Here is a 16,609-nt window from a genome sequence, read left to right as displayed (position 1 = left end):
GTTAATCCTCTCGGGCAAAAAGTGCCTCTATAAAGTCGTCCGCTTTAAACGGACGTAAATCCTCGATACGTTCGCCCACACCGATATAGCGGATAGGGATGCCAAACTGATCGGCAACCGAGAAGATAACCCCGCCCTTCGCCGTACCGTCCAGCTTGGTCAGGGTGATACCGGTTAAGCCCACCGCTTCATGGAACAGTTTGGCCTGGCTTATCGCATTCTGCCCGGTGCTGGCATCGATAGTCAGCATAACTTCATGCGGCGCATCTTCGTCCAGCTTCTTCATGACGCGAACGATTTTTTTCAATTCTTCCATCAGGTGCGATTTATTCTGCAAACGCCCTGCGGTATCAGCGATCAGCACATCTACGTTACGCGCCTTCGCCGCCTGGATGGCATCAAAGATAACGGACGCGGAATCCGCACCGGTATGCTGAGCAATCACCGGGATATTATTACGCTGACCCCAGACCTGCAGCTGTTCTACCGCCGCCGCACGGAAAGTATCGCCCGCCGCCAGCATTACTGATTTACCCTGCTGCTCAAACTGACGCGCCAGCTTACCAATAGTGGTGGTTTTGCCCACACCGTTGACGCCAACCATTAAGATAACAAATGGTGTTTTGCCCTCAACATTCAGCGGTTCGTCAACCTTCGCCAGAATCTCGCCCATCTCTTCTTTCAGCAGGCCGTACAGCGCTTCCGCATCTTTAAGCTGCTTGCGGCTGGCACCTTCTGTCAGATTCGCAATGATCTTACGGGTCGTTTCTACGCCCACATCGGCGATCAGCAGCTGCTCTTCCAGCTCTTCAAACAGATCATCGTCGATCTTTTTACCACGGAACAGACTGATAAATCCGGAACCGAGGTTTTCTTTTGTTTTCAGCAGGCTGCGTTTCAGACGCGCAAAGAAACCTTCTTTGGTTGGTTTTTCCTGCTCCTGGACCACCTCTTCTTCTACCGGTTCTTCCACAGCAGGTTCTTCTACCGGCGCCACCATAACCGCTTCTTCAGCAGCCTCAGCGGCCAGCGCCTGGGCTTCCAGCTCTTCGTCGGTCAGTTGCGGCTCGTTTTCAGCTTCTTCTTCAGCCGCCTCAACGATTTCCACGGTTTCCGCTTCGGCCTGCCACTCTTCGGCAGAAACTTCTTCGGTTTTCACCTCTTCCGGCAGCGGCAATTCTTCGCGTTCGATAACCACCGCAGCTGGCGTTTCCACTACAGTTTCAGCAACGGGTTCAGCAACCGGCTCAATTTCCGGCTGCGCTTGTTCGGCGACAGGTTCTTCTTCCGGCTGCGGTTTCTCAATTTCCGCAACCTGTTCAGTTACTTCAACGACTTCAGCTGCAAAGGCTTGCGTTTCCGCCTCGCTACGGGTTTCCTCGGCGCGCGGCTGTTCGTCAACGACGGTAGTTTCTTCAGCAACCGGTTGTTGTTCTTCGTTTTTTACTTCTGTCTCGTTTTCCGGTGCCTGCTCTTTTTGACCAAAGCCCAGCCAGGAAAAAAAGCCACGTTTTTTCTCTTTCGCCATTTGCGACTACACTCCCCCGCTGTTGCTTCATGGCACAGCGTCAACGCTATGTACATAGCAGCTAAAAAAATGATGAAATAGTCTATCACTTATACCCAATGAATTTCGAGTTACGTCAAGGCGGCAAGCGCACGAATCCCGATGAGCTTACTTTTAGTAAGTGATTCGGGTGAGTAAGTGCAGCCAACGAAGAGGTAACTTGAAAGGCGATGGGTTAACTTAACTCACATCACCGCCTGGAATGACATGCTATAGGCGGATTGAGCAATAATAGAAATGAAAAAACCGAATCACTCTGGTAGCGGCCAGATCCGCATTATTGGCGGGCAATGGCGTGGCCGTAAACTCCCGGTTCCGGACAGCCCCGGCCTGCGTCCGACCACCGACCGTGTGCGCGAAACGTTGTTTAACTGGCTGGCCCCGGTAATGGTCGATGCTCACTGTCTGGACTGCTTCGCCGGCAGCGGCGCGCTGGGGCTGGAAGCGCTCTCTCGCTATGCGGCAAATGCGACGCTTCTGGAGATGGATCGCGCGGTGTCTCAGCAGCTGCAAAAGAATCTCGCTACGCTGAAAGCCTCCCATGCCCGCGTCGTCAATACCAATACGCTGACATTTTTGGCTCAGACGGGTACGCCGCATAACGTGGTATTTGTGGATCCGCCGTTTCGCAAAGGGTTACTGGAAGAAACATTAACACTTCTGGAAACTCATGGCTGGCTGGCAAATGAAGCGTATATTTACGTTGAAAGCGAAGTAGAAAACGGTTTGCCGCCGGTTCCGGTGAACTGGTCGCTATACCGTGAGAAAGTTGCCGGACAGGTCGCCTATCGCCTGTACCAACGTGAAGCACGAGGAGAACACGATGTTGATTAACCTGGGACGCCTGCTGATGCTGTGCGTCTGGGCATTTTTACTACTGAATATTTTCCAACCCTTTCCACGCCCGCTTAACATCTTCGTTAACGTCGCACTGATATTTATGGTGCTGATGCATGGCATGCAACTGGCGCTGCTAAAAAGCACCATGCCTAAAGATGGCCCGCAGATGACCAACGGAGAGAAAATCCGTATTTTTCTGTTCGGCGTCTTTGAGCTACTGGTGTGGCAGAAGAAGATTAAAGATCAGTTGAAGAAGTAACTACGCTCTTTTCGCCCGGCGGCACGTTGCGAGCCGGGGCGAAAAAATCTGTAGGCCGGATAAGGCGTAAGCCGCCATCCGGCATCAGTCAGATGACACCTTAGCGTTCAAGCGTAAAATCAACAAAACGCGAACCTTTGTAACTTAGCGTGCCTTTATCCCCGACCGTTAGCGCATGGTACTGCTGAGCATCCAGACGAAACGTCTGCTCCAGGCCGCCGTTTTGTGGCTTAAAGTTGGCTTCATAGCGCATGCTGGTTCCCGCCGGGCTCACTTCCTGTTGACGGGATCGTCGATCGTTAAGCGGTTTTTCCCGTTTGTTACTCACCACCACCTGCTTTTGCACCAGCGGCGCCGCATCATTATCGGCTTTTTCACGCCGCTGCTGAACAAAGCGAAACGACGCGGCGACAACAATTAAGATAATGATAACAATGAAAAAAAGTGGTGGTTTGCTCATAGTATTAACCCATCAGAAAATGCGGAAATAAGCATACATTGCCCGTTATGGTGTTGTCATCTGGCAGTGTCGACCTCTACACTGGACAGTAGAGCCGTAAGCACCCCGCTTACGAAAAAATAACGAATTCAAGGAACTAAGATGCTTTGGTCGTTTATCGCTGTCTGCCTTTCCGCATGGTTGTTCGTGGATGCTTCCTATCGTGGGCCCGCCTGGCAACGCTGGGTCTTTAAACCCCTGACGTTACTCCTGCTGGCGCTGCTGGCCTGGCAGGCGCCAATGTTTAACGCTATCAGTTACCTGGTACTGGCTGGTCTGCTGGCCTCGCTGCTGGGCGACGCGCTGACGCTATTGCCGCGCCAACGCCTGCTGTACGCAGTTGGGGCATTCTTCCTGTCGCATCTGCTGTATACCATTTACTTCGCCAGCCAAATGACGCTGTCATTCTTCTGGCCTTTGCCGTTGGTGCTGGTGGTACTGGGGGCGTTGCTGATCGCCGTGATCTGGACGCGTCTGGAAGAGCTGCGTGTCGCTATCTGCACCTTTATTGGCATCACGCTGATGATGGTCTGGATGGCCGGTGAGCTGTGGTTCTTCCGCCCGACCGCTCCGGCGCTGTCGGCATTTATGGGCGCATCGCTCCTGTTCATCGGCAATATTGTCTGGCTGGGTAGCCATTACCGTCGTCGCTTTCGCGCCGATAACGCCATTGCCGCCGCCTGCTACTTCGCCGGACATTTCCTGATTGTTCGTTCGTTGTATCTTTAAAACGCTTGACTCTGGAGTCGACTCCAGAGTGTATCCTCCGGTTAATACGAAATGATTATCAACCGGAGGATGCCATGTCGACACCTGATACCAGTGGCAAAAAGGCCCCACAATTTTCTTCTTTCAAGCCAGCGCCTGCGCCACAAAAGGCGGATGACTGCTGCTGCGAAGGAAGCTGCTCCACTACACCGCCCGTATCCGATACCGTACTAGGTACCCGCTATTCCTGGAAAGTGGCGGGCATGGACTGTGCAGCCTGCGCCCGCAAAGTAGAGAATGCGGTCCGCCAGGTCAGCGGCGTCAACCAGGTCCAGGTTCTGTTCGCCACTGAAAAACTGGTGGTCGATGCCGGTTCCGATATCCGCCAGCAAGTTGAAAACGCGGTGCAAAAAGCAGGCTATACCCTGCGCGATGAGCACACGACGGACGCCGCCCCCGAGTCACGTTTTAAAGAAAACCTACCGCTGATTTCGCTGATTATCATGATGGCGATTAGCTGGGGACTGGAGCAGTTCAATCATCCCTTCGGTCAGATAGCGTTTATCGCCACCACGCTGGTCGGTCTGTATCCCATTGCCCGTCAGGCCCTGCGTCTGATGAAAACCGGCAGCTACTTTGCCATTGAAACATTGATGAGCGTGGCCGCCATCGGCGCACTGTTTATCGGCGCGACGGCGGAAGCCGCCATGGTGCTGCTGCTGTTTTTAATTGGCGAACGCCTGGAAGGATGGGCCGCCAGCCGCGCCCGTAAAGGGGTCAGTGCACTGATGGCGCTCAAACCGGAAACCGCCACGCGCCTGCGTAACGGCGAGCGCGAAGAGGTGGCTATTAATAGCCTCCGCCCTGGCGATGTTATTGAAGTTGCCGCGGGTGGGCGTTTACCTGCCGACGGCAAACTGGTTTCCGGCTTTGCCAGTTTTGATGAAAGCGCACTGACCGGCGAATCGATCCCGGTTGAACGCGCCACCGGCGAGAAAGTCCCGGCAGGTGCTACCAGCGTGGACCGTCTGGTTACGCTGGAAGTGCTCTCCGAACCGGGCGCCAGCGCCATTGATCGTATTCTGAAGCTGATTGAAGAAGCGGAAGAACGTCGCGCCCCCATTGAGCGCTTTATTGACCGTTTCAGTCGAATTTACACTCCAGCCATTATGGCGGTTGCGCTGCTGGTCACCCTCGTACCGCCGCTGCTGTTTGCCGCATCCTGGCAGGAGTGGATTTATAAAGGACTGACGCTGCTGTTGATTGGCTGTCCTTGCGCACTGGTGATTTCAACCCCCGCAGCCATTACCTCTGGTCTTGCCGCCGCGGCGCGTCGTGGGGCGTTAATCAAAGGCGGGGCCGCGCTGGAACAGTTGGGTAGGGTCACGCAGGTGGCGTTTGATAAAACCGGCACCCTGACCATCGGTAAACCGCGCGTCACAGCGATTCATCCGGCAAGCGGTATTGGTGAAGCTGAACTGCTGGCACTGGCGGCAGCAGTAGAGCAAGGTGCGACACACCCGCTGGCACAAGCGATTGTCCGGGAAGCACAAACACGCGAACTGACTATTCCTGTCGCAAGAGAGCAACGGGCTCTGGTTGGCTCTGGAATTGAAGCGCTGGTCGACGGCGAGCGCGTGCTGATTTGCGCCGCCGGTAAGCAGCCTGCTGATGCCTTTGCCGGGCAGATAAGCGAGCTGGAAAGCGCGGGCCAAACGGTGGTGCTGGTGCTGCGTAACGATACTTTACTCGGCGTGCTGGCCCTACAGGACACACTGCGCGACGACGCTCGCAACGCTATCGCCGAGCTTGATCAGATTGGCGTGAAAGGCGTGATCCTGACCGGTGATAACCCGCGTGCAGCGGCCGCCATTGCCGGTGAACTGGGTCTCGAATTTAAAGCAGGACTCTTGCCGGAAGATAAGGTGCAGGCCGTTACCCATCTCAACCGACAATCGCCGCTGGCGATGGTTGGCGACGGTATCAACGATGCTCCGGCAATGAAAGCGGCTACCATCGGCATTGCGATGGGAAGCGGTACCGACGTCGCGCTGGAAACCGCCGATGCCGCCCTGACCCACAACCGCCTGCGCGGTCTGGTGCAAATGATTCAACTGGCGCGGGCCACCCACGCCAATATTCGCCAGAACATTGCGATTGCGCTGGGCCTGAAGGGGATTTTCCTCGTCACCACGCTGCTCGGGATAACCGGATTGTGGCTGGCAGTGCTGGCCGATACGGGGGCAACGGTACTGGTGACCGCTAACGCGCTGCGGTTGTTACGTAAAGGATAGTTTTTTGCCGGATGACGGCGTGGCCTTATCCGGCCTACGGGTTACACGTTCTTTGTAGGCCGGATAAGCGTTAGCGCCATCCAGCAAACAAAACTAGTGACCTTTACGCAGCAGATAGCGGTACGGCAGCGAGTCGGTCTCTTTGGCCACCAGCTCATGCTCCATAAAGGTACAGAAGCCAGGAATATCGCGGGTTGTTGCCGGATCGTCGGCGACAATCAGCAGTGTTTCACCGGCCTGCATGCCACGTACGGTTTTACGCACCATCATCACCGGTTCCGGGCAGCGCAGTCCCTGGGCATCAAGAGTATGGTCGGGGGAAGTAAACAGGTCGCTCATCGTCGTCTCATTCATACAAAAACGGCGTTATTTTACTCTCTGTTGTGGCGTAAGCCAATCAGGTTAACGATTGCGTGAAAAACAACCATTGCAATGTGCTCTTAAAGCAGTATCATGCGACGGTTTTTTATTGGGTTCCCTCACCCCATCCAACAAAAAGGTCACAATATGACTCCGTTTACAAAAACTCAGCGCGTAAAAGCGTTGTTCTGGCTATCGCTATTTCATCTGCTGGTGATCACCTCCAGCAACTATCTGGTGCAGCTTCCAATCTCCATTTTTGGTTTCCATACCACATGGGGCGCATTTAGCTTTCCGTTTATTTTCCTCGCGACCGACCTGACCGTGCGTATTTTTGGCGCGCCGCTGGCTCGACGTATCATCTTTGCGGTGATGATCCCCGCGTTGCTGATCTCCTATGTCGTTTCGTCCCTGTTTTATATGGGATCGTGGCAGGGATTTGGCGCACTGCTGCACTTTAACCTGTTTGTTGCCCGTATCGCCGCCGCCAGCTTTATGGCTTACGCGCTGGGACAAATTCTGGATGTGCATGTCTTTAACCGCCTGCGCCAGAACCGTCGTTGGTGGCTGGCACCGACAGCGTCCACGCTATTTGGCAATATCAGCGATACGTTGGCCTTCTTCTTTATCGCTTTCTGGCGTAGCCCGGATGCCTTCATGGCCGAGCACTGGATGGAAATCGCGCTGGTCGATTACTGTTTCAAGGTGCTGATCAGCATTATTTTCTTCCTGCCGATGTACGGCGTGCTGCTGAATATGTTGCTGAAAAGGCTGGCAGATAAATCCGAAATCGCTGCATTGCAGACGAGTTAAAGGTTCATTTTCCGAGTTGTGATAAGATGGACGAATGAGCCGTTATGGCCGTTTATCGAAAGGAAGAAGTCAATGCGCAATCTGGTTAAATATGTCGGTATTGGCCTGCTGGTTATGGGGCTTGCAGCCTGTGATAATAGCGATACAAAAGCGCCAGCCGAGGGTGCTGCCGCAGAAAGTAGCGCCAGCGGACAACCGGTCAGCCTGCTGGACGGCAAACTCAGTTTTTCCCTGCCAGCGGATATGACCGATCAGAGCGGCAAGCTGGGCACCCAGGCGAACAATATGCACGTCTATTCTGACGCAACCGGCCAGAAAGCGGTGATTGTGATTGTTGGCGACAACACCAACGAAGACCTGGCTGTGCTGGCAAAACGTCTGGAAGATCAGCAGCGTAGCCGCGACCCGCAGCTGCAGGTCGTCACCAATAAATCTATTGAGCTGAAAGGCCACACGTTGCAGCAGTTAGACAGCATCATCTCAGCCAAAGGCCAGACCGCTTACTCTTCCGTAGTGCTGGGTAAAGTGGACAATCAACTGCTGACCCTGCAAATCACGCTGCCTGCTGACGATCAGCAAAAAGCGCAGACTACCGCAGAAAACATCATTAACACGCTGGTTATCCAGTAACGGTTAAGACGATGACGCGGCCTCCGGTGACACCACCTGAGGCCGTTTTTTTAGCCGCCATGTCAGCAATAACGCCACCGCCACCAGCCCAGCGGCCGCCAGATAGATAACCGGCACGCCCGCCCACGTCATTATCAACCCGGCCAGCGGCCCGGTAACCCCCAGCGATAAATCCATAAACACCGTGTAGGTCGCCAGCGCAGCGCCCTGATTTTGCTGCGGGACGGCTTTTACCGCTACCACTCCCAGCGCCGGGAAAACCAGTGAGAACCCAGCCCCAGCCAGCAGAACGCCGATTTTCGCCATCCACGGCATGGAAGCCATCCCGACCAGCAGCAGCCCGACAATCTCGACGCTAAAGCAAATCATCGCCACATTCAGCCCGCCTAAACGGTTGATACCATTTGGGAACAACAGTCGAGTGCCGACAAATGTGCAGCTAAAAAGCGTCAGCGCGAAAGCTGCGCCGTCCCAGCCTTTGGCATCATAAAACAGGGTAATAAACGTAGCGATCACCCCAAATCCAGCGGAGGCCAAGGCCAGCGCCATACCGTACAACCAGACGCGCCCGAGCACCGCGCGAAACGGCAACGGTTTGCCTTTGCTGGCCTTCACCGCAGGACGAGGGAGCGCCAGCAGTATCGCCACCAGCGCCACGCCCATCACGGTCAGCGCCAGCCCCTGTAAGCCCCCCCAGGCATAAAACAGAACGCCCAGCGGCGCGCCTATCGCCATCGCGCCATAGGTCACGATGCCATTCCAGGAAATCACCCGTCCGATGTGCATTGAGCCAACTACCCCCACGCCCCACAGCGTAGAGCCTGTTCCGGCAAAGCTTTGCCCGATCCCGAGAATCACCCGCCCCAGACACAGCAGCAGCAGGCTGACCAGCGGCCAGCCGTTCGTTGATCCCGCCAGCAAATAGCCCAGACCACTTAAAAAGCAGCCACACAGCCCGAATACCACAATCTTCTTTGGCCCCAGCAGATCGGCATAGCGACCGGCATGCGGACGGCTCAGCAGCGTAGCGAAATATTGCAGGCTGATAACCAGCCCAGCCCAGAAGGCGCTGAACCCCATCACATCATGGACATAGCCCGGCAAGACCGCGAGCGGCAGGCCGATGGTCAGATAGCTGGCGAAGTTGAACATCACCACAGAGACAATGCGCAGGTTAAGGCGTAAACCGCTCAGCGTCGGTTCAGCGACGGGTTCGGGCATGGAGGGTCACCACGTTTTCACAACAGTGTTTCATTTCTACCATGTTGCCGCGCAGAAATCAGCAGTCAGTTTAGGAATCTCAGCCGCAAGCCAGCCGCTACACTTAATGCAAAAACGCAAACAGGAAGAAAATATGACAACCGCTCAGCCCGATAAAACGGGTTTGCACATTTTACTCAAACTGGCTGCTTTGGTGGTGATCCTCGCCGGTATTCATGCCGCGGCGGATATCATTGTGCAACTGCTGCTGGCCCTCTTTTTTGCCATTGTATTGAATCCGCTGGTCGCCTGGTTTATTCGCCGGGGAGTACGTCGCCCGGTTGCCATTACGCTCGTAGTGGTGGTGATGCTGTTCGTCCTCACGGCACTGATCGGCGTCCTCGCGTCTTCGATCACGGAATTCATGGCCATGCTACCCAAATACAACAAGGAGCTGACACGTAAGGTCCTGCATTTACAAGAGATGGTTCCCTTTTTAAATCTGCATATGTCCCCGGAGCGCATGCTACAACGCATGGACTCCGACAAAATAATGACCTTCACCACCACGCTGATGACAAGTCTTTCCGGCGCCATGGCCAGCGTCGTTCTGCTGGTGATGACGGTCGTCTTTATGCTGTTTGAGGTACGTCATGTTCCTTATAAGCTGCGCTTTTCGCTGAACAACCCACAAATCCATATTGCGGGGCTGCATCGGGCGCTCAAGGGCGTATCTCACTATCTGGCACTGAAAACGTTGCTCAGCTTATGGACCGGTGCCATCATCTGGCTGGGTCTGGCGCTGATGGGGATTCAGTTTGCTCTGATGTGGGGCGTGCTGGCCTTCCTGCTAAACTACGTGCCCAACATTGGCTCGGTCATTTCCGCCGTCCCGCCCATGATCCAGGCGCTGCTGTTCAACGGCATTTACGAATGCGTACTGGTTGGTGCGCTGTTCCTGGTGGTGCATATGGTTATTGGCAATATCCTCGAACCCCGCATGATGGGGCATCGGCTGGGATTATCGACGCTTATCGTCTTCCTCTCTTTGCTGGTATGGGGATGGCTGCTCGGCCCGGTAGGCATGCTGCTCTCTGTGCCGTTAACCAGCGTGTGTAAAATCTGGATGGAAACGACCACAGGCGGTAGCAAACTGGCAATTTTACTCGGACCCGGCAGGCCCAAAAGTCGATTACCGGGATAAACTTGCAAACAGCATGTGAAGAGTGGTACACAACCCCATTATTACTAAAGGTTAGTCCTGATATGTACCGGATCGTTCTTGGGAAAGTTTCTGTTTTAAGCGCTGGCGAACTGCCTGCCGCGATGAAAGAGCAAGCGCCGCAAGGTGTTCGCCGTGCGCGCTGGCTGGCAGGTCGCGTGCTGCTTTCCCATGCACTTTCGCCATTACCGAACATCATCTATGGCGAGCAAGGAAAACCGGCCTTTTCCGCCGATACGCCGCTGTGGTTCAATCTCAGCCACAGCGGCGATGACATCGTCCTGCTGCTCAGCGACGAAGGGGAAGTCGGCTGCGATATTGAAGTTATTCGCCCGCGCGATAACTGGCAAACGCTGGCAAATACGGTATTCAGTCTTGGGGAACACGCTGAAGTTGAAGCCGAACACCCGGAGCAACAGCTGGCGGCGTTCTGGCGCATCTGGACGCGTAAAGAAGCTATCGTGAAACAGCGCGGCGGCAGTGCCTGGCAAATCGTCAGCGTCGACAGTACCGCGCTGACCTCCTCACTCTCCGTCAGCCAGTGCCAGATCGATACCCTGAGCCTGGCGGTTTGCACCCCCACGCCATTTACCCTGACCGCCGACGCCGTACACAGGCTGTAATGTTTTCATTCCCGTGCGCCGCCGCGCAATATCGTAAGGTTGAAATCTGATGCAACGTATCACCATCACACTTGATGACGATTTATTAGAAACGCTCGACGGCCTGAGTCAGCGCCGTGGCTACAACAACCGTTCCGAAGCGATCCGCGATATTCTGCGCGGCGCACTGGCGCAGGAAACCACTCAGGAGCACGGCACTCAGGGCTTCGCGGTACTCTCGTATGTTTATGAGCATGAGAAGCGTGACCTGGCGAGCCGCATTGTTTCTACCCAACACCACCACCACGATTTATCGGTCGCCACGCTGCACGTGCACATCAACCATGACGACTGCCTGGAAATCGCCGTACTAAAAGGCGACATGGGCGATGTACAGCATTTTGCCGATGACGTGATCTCCCAACGCGGCGTGCGCCACGGTCATTTGCAGTGCCTGCCGAAAGAAGAGTAATTGCCTGTTTCGTTGCCGGATGGCGGCTACGCCTTATCCGGCCTACTCCGTTACCGTTTGTAGGCTAGGCAAGCGAAGCCCCCTGGCAATAATGTTTACGCCATCGTGCCAATCGTCTTTCTAAAGCGCAGCAGCGCTATCAGGAAGAACGCGCTGCCAATCGCCAACAGCGTCATGAACTGCGGCCAGACGATGCCAAACCCTGCGCCGCGGTAAAGTATCGCCTGCGCGAGGCTGACAAAATGGGTAGTTGGCATAGTCAGCATTATGTCCTGCACCACCTGCGGCATGCTTTCACGCGGTGTAGAACCACCAGAGAGCATCTGTAGCGGCAGCAGTACCAGAATCATCAGTAACCCCAGTTGCGGCATAGAGCGCGCCAGCGTGCCCATAAAAATACCGATAGAGGTGGTGGCGAACAGGCTCAGCGCCACGCCCAGCATAAACAGCGGTATCGAACCTTCAATCGGTACGCCGAGCACGCCTTTTACCATCAGCATCAGCGATAAACCGGAAACCACCAGCACCACCAGACCCATCGACCAGATTTTTGCCATCATGATCTCAAACGGCGTCACCGGCATAACCAGCAGATGTTCTATTGTCCCGTGCTCGCGCTCGCGGATCAGCGCCGACCCGGTAAGCACGATCGCCAGCATGGTGATGTTGTTGATAATCGCCATCACCGCGCCAAAGCGGGCAGGTTCCAGATTAGGGTTAAAGCGCATACGCATTTCCAACGCCACCGGCGGCTCACGATTGTCACGGTAACGCGCCACAAAGCTGTTCACCTCGCCGCTGATGATATTCTGGATATAGCTGTTGCCGGTAAAGGCCTGACTCATCCGCGTGGCATCGACGTTAACCTGTATATCCGGCTGCCGACCGGCCAACACATCACGCTGAAAATCAGGTGGAATGTTCACGGCGAAGGTGTAGCGCCCGGCGTCCAGTCCGGCATCCATCTCATCAGCGGTGATCATCTCCGGCGGTAAAAACCACGGGCGATAAAAGCTGTTCACAATCCGGTTCGACAACTGCGACTGGTCCATATCGGCAATAGCAATCGGAGCCAGATGCAGCGAACCCGGCAGGACGGTCGCGGAAGAATAAACCGAAATCGTGAAGGCAAAGACGATCAGCGTCAGCATCGCTTTGTCACCCAGCAGGCTGCGCAACTCTTTGATACCGAGGTTATAAATATTGCGTAATCGGCGCATCACCCCTCCTGTTTTTTCAGCAGTAATACGCTCAGACCAATCACCACCGGAATGGCTACCGCCAGCGGAATAAACAGCTGCCAGAGATCGGTCAGATCCAACGCTTTAGAGAACGTCCCACGCGCGATGGTCAGAAAATGGCTGGTCGGGTAAATTTCACCAATCCAGCGTCCAGGCCCTTCGAGCGAGGCGACCGGGTCGATCATCCCGGAGAACTGCGTCGCCGGGATCAGCGTAATAATCGCCGTACCAAAAATAGCCGCGATCTGGCTTTTCATAAACGTGGAAATTAACAGACCCAGCCCGGTGGCAATGGTGACGTACAACAGCGCGGCCAGCGTCAGGGTTAAAAAACTCCCTTTATGCGGGACGCCGAACACAAACACCGACAGCGCACACAGCAGCAGGAAGTTCAGCATCCCCAGCACGATGTACGGCAACTGTTTGCCGAGTAAAAACTCGCTGCGGGTCGTGGGCGTAACGTACAGGTTGATAATCGACCCCAGCTCTTTCTCACGCACTACGCTGAGGGCGCTGAGCATCGAGGGGATCATCATCAGCAGCAGCGGGATCACCGCCGGAACAATCGCCGGCAGACTCTTTACATCCGGGTTGTAACGATAGCGAGTTTCAATGGTCATCAGCCCGTTTTGCCCACTGGCATTGGGTTGACGCGCCATCACATCCTGCAGCCAGGTCTGGTGCATCGCCTGTACGTAGCCTCTGACCGTTTCAGCGCGGCTCGGCATTGCGCCATCGACCCAGACGCCAATCTTCACCGGCGTGCCACGCGCGATATCGCGGCCAAAGTTTGGCGGGATCTCTATTGCTACCGCCACTTCGCCCGAACGCATCCGTTTGTCCAGCTCGTCATAACTGGTGAGCGGCGGCTGTTCGATAAAATAGCGCGATCCCGCCAGATTCAGCGTCCACGCCTGGCTGCTGACGGTCTGGTCACGATCGAGCACCGAAAAACGCAGGTTTTCCACATCCATGCTGATGCCGTAGCCCATGATCAGCATCAGGATCACTGTGCCCATCAGCGCCAGGGTTGAACGTACCGGATCGCGTCGTAGTTCCAGCGCTTCACGGCGGCTGTAGCTGAACAACCGCCGCAGGCTAAAGCCCTGCCGCGGCGGCTGACTATTTTCATGCGCTATCGGAACATTGGCTGGCGGTAACTGAGCTTCCGGTGCCGGGCATGCCGCTTCCTGTAACCAGGAGATAAACGCCTCTTCCAGAGTGGCGGCGCCACGCTGTTTCACCAGTTCCTGCGGCGTGCCGCTGGCCAGTACTTTTCCGGCGTGCATCAGCGACATGCGGTCGCAGCGCTCCGCTTCGTTCATAAAGTGGGTGGAGATAAAAATGGTCACTTTGTCCTGCCGCGACAGATCGACCATCAGTTGCCAGAACATGTCCCTCGCCACCGGATCGACCCCGGAGGTCGGCTCATCAAGAATGAGCATTTCCGGGCGATGAATCACCGCCACCGCCAGCGACAGGCGTTGACGGATCCCCAACGGCAGCGCGCCGGGCAACGCGTCTTCGACATCGGTCAGCGAAAAGCGCTCGCTCATCTCTTGTACCCGCCCGGGGATTTCTGCTTCGGGGATATGGAACAACCGCGCATGTAGTTCGAGGTTTTGCCGGACGGTCAGCTCGCTGTAGAGCGAAAACGCCTGCGACATATAGCCCACCCGGCGGCGGGTATCGATATTCTTCGGGTCAACCGCTTGCCCAAACAGCCACGCCTCACCTTCGCTTGCGGGTAGCAGACCGGTGAGCATCTTCATGGTGGTGGATTTACCGCAGCCGTTGGAGCCGAGAAAACCGAAGATTTCCCCGCGCGGAATACGAAAGTTAACGTGGTCAACGGCGACAAACTTACCGAAGCGCATAGTCAGGTCTTTCGCCTCGATAGCAATCTCTTCTTGCTCAGCGTGATACGGCGGGATCACCACCGGCTTATGCGCCTGGCGCTGGGCTTCAGGTAGCAGCGCGATAAACGCCTGCTCCAGCGTGTTGCTGTTGGTTTGTTCGCGTAGCTGCTGGGCGCTCCCGGTGGCTAACACCTCCCCGGCGTTCATCGCCACCAGCCAGTCAAAGCGCTCGGCTTCTTCCATGTAAGCGGTCGCAACCAGCACGCTCATGTTAGTCTGCCGCTGGCGAATGCTGTTAATTAGATCCCAGAACTGGGCGCGGGACAGCGGATCGACCCCGGTGGTGGGTTCATCGAGAATTAACAGTTCCGGGTCGTGGATTAACGCACAGCACAGCCCCAGCTTTTGCTTCATCCCGCCCGAGAGTTTCCCGGCGGGACGGTCGCGAAACGGTGCCAGGCCGGTGCTGTTCAGCAGCTCGGTAATCCGCGCTTCGCGTTCCGCTTTATCATGACCAAACAGCCGGGCAAAGAAATCGACGTTCTCATACACCGACAGCGTATGGTACAGGTTTTTCCCTAACCCCTGCGGCATCCAGGCAATGCGCGGGCAGACATCCCGTCGATGTTTTGGGTCGCGCATATCGCCGCCCAGCACCATCACGTTGCCGTGTTCAATGATCCGCGCGCCGGAGATGAGCGACAGCAGGCTCGATTTTCCGACGCCATCCGGGCCAATAAGCCCCACCATACAGCGGGCAGGGATATCCAGCGTGATGTTGTTCAGCGCGACCGTTTTCCCGTAATGCTGACTCACGCCGTCAAGGTGCGCCACGGGAGGAACGGGAACCAGCGCCAGATGCGTCATTGCGGCAACCTCACCACCAGGTCGTCAGGCCAGGGGTGATTTTCATCAACACGCACCCACGCCATGCCCGGCAGACCGGTTTTCACGTACTCCAGATGCTGCTGCAACAGCTCTGGCGGGATACGCGCTTTAACGCGGAACATTAGCTTCAGCCGTTCATCACTGGTTTCGACCGTTTTCGGTGTGAACTGCGCGACACTAGCCACAAAGCTAATGGTCGCCGGAATACGCAGATCCGGCGCGGCGTCCAGCACCAGGCGAGCTTCACCGCCAATCTTCAATAAACCAGCCTGTTCGGTAGGTAAGAAGAACGTCATGTAGACATCGCTGAGATCGACCATGTTCAGTACGCGACCGCCCGCGGAAAGCACCTCGCCCGGTTCAGCGACGCGGTACTGCACACGACCATCGCGCGGGGCTTTCAGCTCGCTGTCATCAATATCAGCGGCAATGCGACGTTCGGTGGCCTGCGCGGCTTCTACACGGGTTTGCGCCTGAATGATGCTGGTACGGGCGGCTTCAATTGCGGCTTTTGCCGCAGAGACCTGCGCCTTGGCGGATTCCAGTGCCGCGCGAGCACTTTCAGCCGCGGCCCTGTCGTCATCCAGCTGTTGCTCGGATACAGCCCCACGCAGGGATAGAGAACGGGAGCGAACGTGACGTTTAGAGACCGACTGCAGTTCCGCCTCGCGCTGTTTTACCACCGACTGCGCGGCGCGCATTTCACTTTGCCGCTGTTCCAGCAGCGCTCGTGCCGCCGCCACCGCGCTTTCGGCTTCTTTGATTTGCGCGACAGCTTCCAGCCGCTGCTCCTGCAGCACGCGGGTATCCATTTTCGCCAGCACCTCGCCCTGACGAACGAACTGCCCTTCCGATACGAGGATTGTGTCAATTCGTCCGGCAATCTTGGTGGCAATATCCACTTCGGTAGCTTCTATTCTGCCGTTGCTGGCCGCGAAACCTTCCGGAATCCCCGCAGGACGCAACATCCACCATGCTATTGCAGCAACCACCACCACAATACCCGCGCCCCACCACACCAGATGACGCTTAATCTTTTCCATATCCGACCCGCCGTAATCCCTGTTATCAAACGATGCGTGTCACAAAGCCCACTGAACAGCTATTCAGCGGGAGATTCCATCCGGGATGAGAAGGAATGAGAAATAATGGCCA

General features: G+C 55.8%; 16 protein-coding genes. 9 read left to right on the top strand and 7 right to left on the bottom strand.

The features are described from left to right. Position 1 precedes the first annotated feature (1 nt). Positions 2-1,528 (bottom strand): signal recognition particle-docking protein FtsY, encoded by a 1,527-nt coding sequence (gene ftsY / locus OGV74_RS02610; protein WP_016151120.1) that lies wholly within the window; start codon positions 1,526-1,528, stop codon positions 2-4. 276 nt (positions 1,529-1,804) lie between these two features. Here ftsY and rsmD point away from each other — a divergent pair, with 276 nt between their 5' ends. Further along, the gene (gene rsmD, locus OGV74_RS02605; protein WP_003837832.1) at positions 1,805-2,401 is read left to right on the top strand and encodes a 16S rRNA (guanine(966)-N(2))-methyltransferase; all 597 of its coding nucleotides are present in this window, start codon (positions 1,805-1,807) and stop codon (positions 2,399-2,401) included. Beyond that, on the top strand, positions 2,391-2,666 hold the full coding sequence (locus tag OGV74_RS02600; RefSeq protein ID WP_003023415.1) for a DUF1145 family protein: 276 nt from the start codon (positions 2,391-2,393) through the stop codon (positions 2,664-2,666). Before rsmD ends, OGV74_RS02600 begins: the two co-directional genes overlap by 11 nt. Before the next feature lie 100 nt (positions 2,667-2,766). Here OGV74_RS02600 and OGV74_RS02595 read toward each other — a convergent pair whose 3' ends face one another. After that, positions 2,767-3,126, bottom strand: coding sequence for a DUF2500 domain-containing protein (locus tag OGV74_RS02595; protein WP_286520259.1), 360 nt, complete (start codon positions 3,124-3,126; stop codon positions 2,767-2,769). Positions 3,127-3,267: 141 nt separating this feature from the next. Between OGV74_RS02595 and OGV74_RS02590 the strand changes: the two genes are divergently transcribed. Continuing rightward, on the top strand, positions 3,268-3,894 hold the full coding sequence (locus OGV74_RS02590; protein WP_003827558.1) for a lysoplasmalogenase: 627 nt from the start codon (positions 3,268-3,270) through the stop codon (positions 3,892-3,894). A 74-nt stretch (positions 3,895-3,968) separates the two neighbouring features. Continuing rightward, positions 3,969-6,167: a Zn(II)/Cd(II)/Pb(II) translocating P-type ATPase ZntA gene (zntA, locus tag OGV74_RS02585; protein ID WP_286520257.1), complete on the top strand. Its 2,199-nt coding sequence runs from the start codon at positions 3,969-3,971 to the stop codon at positions 6,165-6,167. Between the two features lie 93 nt (positions 6,168-6,260). Here the strand turns inward: zntA and tusA are convergent, their stop codons facing one another. Then, complete coding sequence (gene tusA / locus OGV74_RS02580; protein ID WP_003023404.1) at positions 6,261-6,506, bottom strand: sulfurtransferase TusA; 246 nt, start codon at positions 6,504-6,506, stop codon at positions 6,261-6,263. 168 nt (positions 6,507-6,674) lie between these two features. Between tusA and OGV74_RS02575 the strand changes: the two genes are divergently transcribed. Both OGV74_RS02575 and OGV74_RS02570 read left to right on the top strand, forming a co-directional pair. Next, positions 6,675-7,340: a 7-cyano-7-deazaguanine/7-aminomethyl-7-deazaguanine transporter gene (locus tag OGV74_RS02575; protein WP_286520255.1), complete on the top strand. Its 666-nt coding sequence runs from the start codon at positions 6,675-6,677 to the stop codon at positions 7,338-7,340. 72 nt (positions 7,341-7,412) lie between these two features. Continuing rightward, the gene (locus OGV74_RS02570; protein WP_003837816.1) at positions 7,413-7,970 is read left to right on the top strand and encodes a DcrB family lipoprotein; all 558 of its coding nucleotides are present in this window, start codon (positions 7,413-7,415) and stop codon (positions 7,968-7,970) included. 3 nt (positions 7,971-7,973) lie between these two features. Here OGV74_RS02570 and OGV74_RS02565 read toward each other — a convergent pair whose 3' ends face one another. Continuing rightward, complete coding sequence (locus OGV74_RS02565) at positions 7,974-9,191, bottom strand: MFS transporter (protein ID WP_086504651.1); 1,218 nt, start codon at positions 9,189-9,191, stop codon at positions 7,974-7,976. A 133-nt stretch (positions 9,192-9,324) separates the two neighbouring features. On the opposite strand from OGV74_RS02565, the gene OGV74_RS02560 reads away from it, so the two are divergent. The 3 genes from OGV74_RS02560 to nikR all read left to right on the top strand — a co-directional run bounded on the left by OGV74_RS02560 (position 9,325) and on the right by nikR (position 11,466). Further along, on the top strand, positions 9,325-10,374 hold the full coding sequence (locus tag OGV74_RS02560) for an AI-2E family transporter (protein ID WP_003023393.1): 1,050 nt from the start codon (positions 9,325-9,327) through the stop codon (positions 10,372-10,374). 62 nt (positions 10,375-10,436) lie between these two features. Continuing rightward, a complete protein-coding gene (gene acpT / locus OGV74_RS02555) occupies positions 10,437-11,015 on the top strand; it encodes a 4'-phosphopantetheinyl transferase AcpT (protein WP_003023390.1) in 579 nt (192 codons plus the stop codon). A 49-nt stretch (positions 11,016-11,064) separates the two neighbouring features. Further along, a complete protein-coding gene (nikR, locus tag OGV74_RS02550; protein ID WP_003023387.1) occupies positions 11,065-11,466 on the top strand; it encodes a nickel-responsive transcriptional regulator NikR in 402 nt (133 codons plus the stop codon). A gap of 95 nt (positions 11,467-11,561) precedes the next feature. Here nikR and OGV74_RS02545 read toward each other — a convergent pair whose 3' ends face one another. From OGV74_RS02545 to OGV74_RS02535, 3 genes are read right to left on the bottom strand one after another with little or no spacing between them, the layout of a single operon-like run. After that, entirely contained in the window at positions 11,562-12,686 is a 1,125-nt protein-coding gene (locus OGV74_RS02545) for an ABC transporter permease (RefSeq protein ID WP_086504652.1), read from the bottom strand. Beyond that, positions 12,686-15,433, bottom strand: a complete 2,748-nt coding sequence (gene rbbA / locus OGV74_RS02540; RefSeq protein WP_086504653.1) for a ribosome-associated ATPase/putative transporter RbbA — start codon at positions 15,431-15,433, stop codon at positions 12,686-12,688. Before rbbA ends, OGV74_RS02545 begins: the two co-directional genes overlap by 1 nt. Next, a complete protein-coding gene (locus tag OGV74_RS02535; RefSeq protein ID WP_057063386.1) occupies positions 15,430-16,497 on the bottom strand; it encodes an HlyD family secretion protein in 1,068 nt (355 codons plus the stop codon). Before OGV74_RS02535 ends, rbbA begins: the two co-directional genes overlap by 4 nt. Between the last annotated feature and the right edge of the window lie 112 nt (positions 16,498-16,609).

The organism is Citrobacter sp. Cf116, assembly GCF_030336505.1.
GTDB classification, from domain to species: Bacteria; Pseudomonadota; Gammaproteobacteria; order Enterobacterales; family Enterobacteriaceae; genus Citrobacter; species Citrobacter freundii.
This window is presented reverse-complemented; position numbering and strand designations above follow the sequence as displayed.

Coding starts and splice junctions, on each gene's coding strand:
- ftsY (WP_016151120.1), bottom strand. CDS start 1,528: ATGGCGAAAGAGAAAAAACGTGGCTTTTTTTCCTGGCTGGGCTTTGGT.
- rsmD (WP_003837832.1), top strand. CDS start 1,805: ATGAAAAAACCGAATCACTCTGGTAGCGGCCAGATCCGCATTATTGGC.
- OGV74_RS02600 (WP_003023415.1), top strand. CDS start 2,391: ATGTTGATTAACCTGGGACGCCTGCTGATGCTGTGCGTCTGGGCATTT.
- OGV74_RS02595 (WP_286520259.1), bottom strand. CDS start 3,126: ATGAGCAAACCACCACTTTTTTTCATTGTTATCATTATCTTAATTGTT.
- OGV74_RS02590 (WP_003827558.1), top strand. CDS start 3,268: ATGCTTTGGTCGTTTATCGCTGTCTGCCTTTCCGCATGGTTGTTCGTG.
- zntA (WP_286520257.1), top strand. CDS start 3,969: ATGTCGACACCTGATACCAGTGGCAAAAAGGCCCCACAATTTTCTTCT.
- tusA (WP_003023404.1), bottom strand. CDS start 6,506: ATGAGCGACCTGTTTACTTCCCCCGACCATACTCTTGATGCCCAGGGA.
- OGV74_RS02575 (WP_286520255.1), top strand. CDS start 6,675: ATGACTCCGTTTACAAAAACTCAGCGCGTAAAAGCGTTGTTCTGGCTA.
- OGV74_RS02570 (WP_003837816.1), top strand. CDS start 7,413: ATGCGCAATCTGGTTAAATATGTCGGTATTGGCCTGCTGGTTATGGGG.
- OGV74_RS02565 (WP_086504651.1), bottom strand. CDS start 9,191: ATGCCCGAACCCGTCGCTGAACCGACGCTGAGCGGTTTACGCCTTAAC.
- OGV74_RS02560 (WP_003023393.1), top strand. CDS start 9,325: ATGACAACCGCTCAGCCCGATAAAACGGGTTTGCACATTTTACTCAAA.
- acpT (WP_003023390.1), top strand. CDS start 10,437: ATGTACCGGATCGTTCTTGGGAAAGTTTCTGTTTTAAGCGCTGGCGAA.
- nikR (WP_003023387.1), top strand. CDS start 11,065: ATGCAACGTATCACCATCACACTTGATGACGATTTATTAGAAACGCTC.
- OGV74_RS02545 (WP_086504652.1), bottom strand. CDS start 12,686: ATGCGCCGATTACGCAATATTTATAACCTCGGTATCAAAGAGTTGCGC.
- rbbA (WP_086504653.1), bottom strand. CDS start 15,433: ATGACGCATCTGGCGCTGGTTCCCGTTCCTCCCGTGGCGCACCTTGAC.
- OGV74_RS02535 (WP_057063386.1), bottom strand. CDS start 16,497: ATGGAAAAGATTAAGCGTCATCTGGTGTGGTGGGGCGCGGGTATTGTG.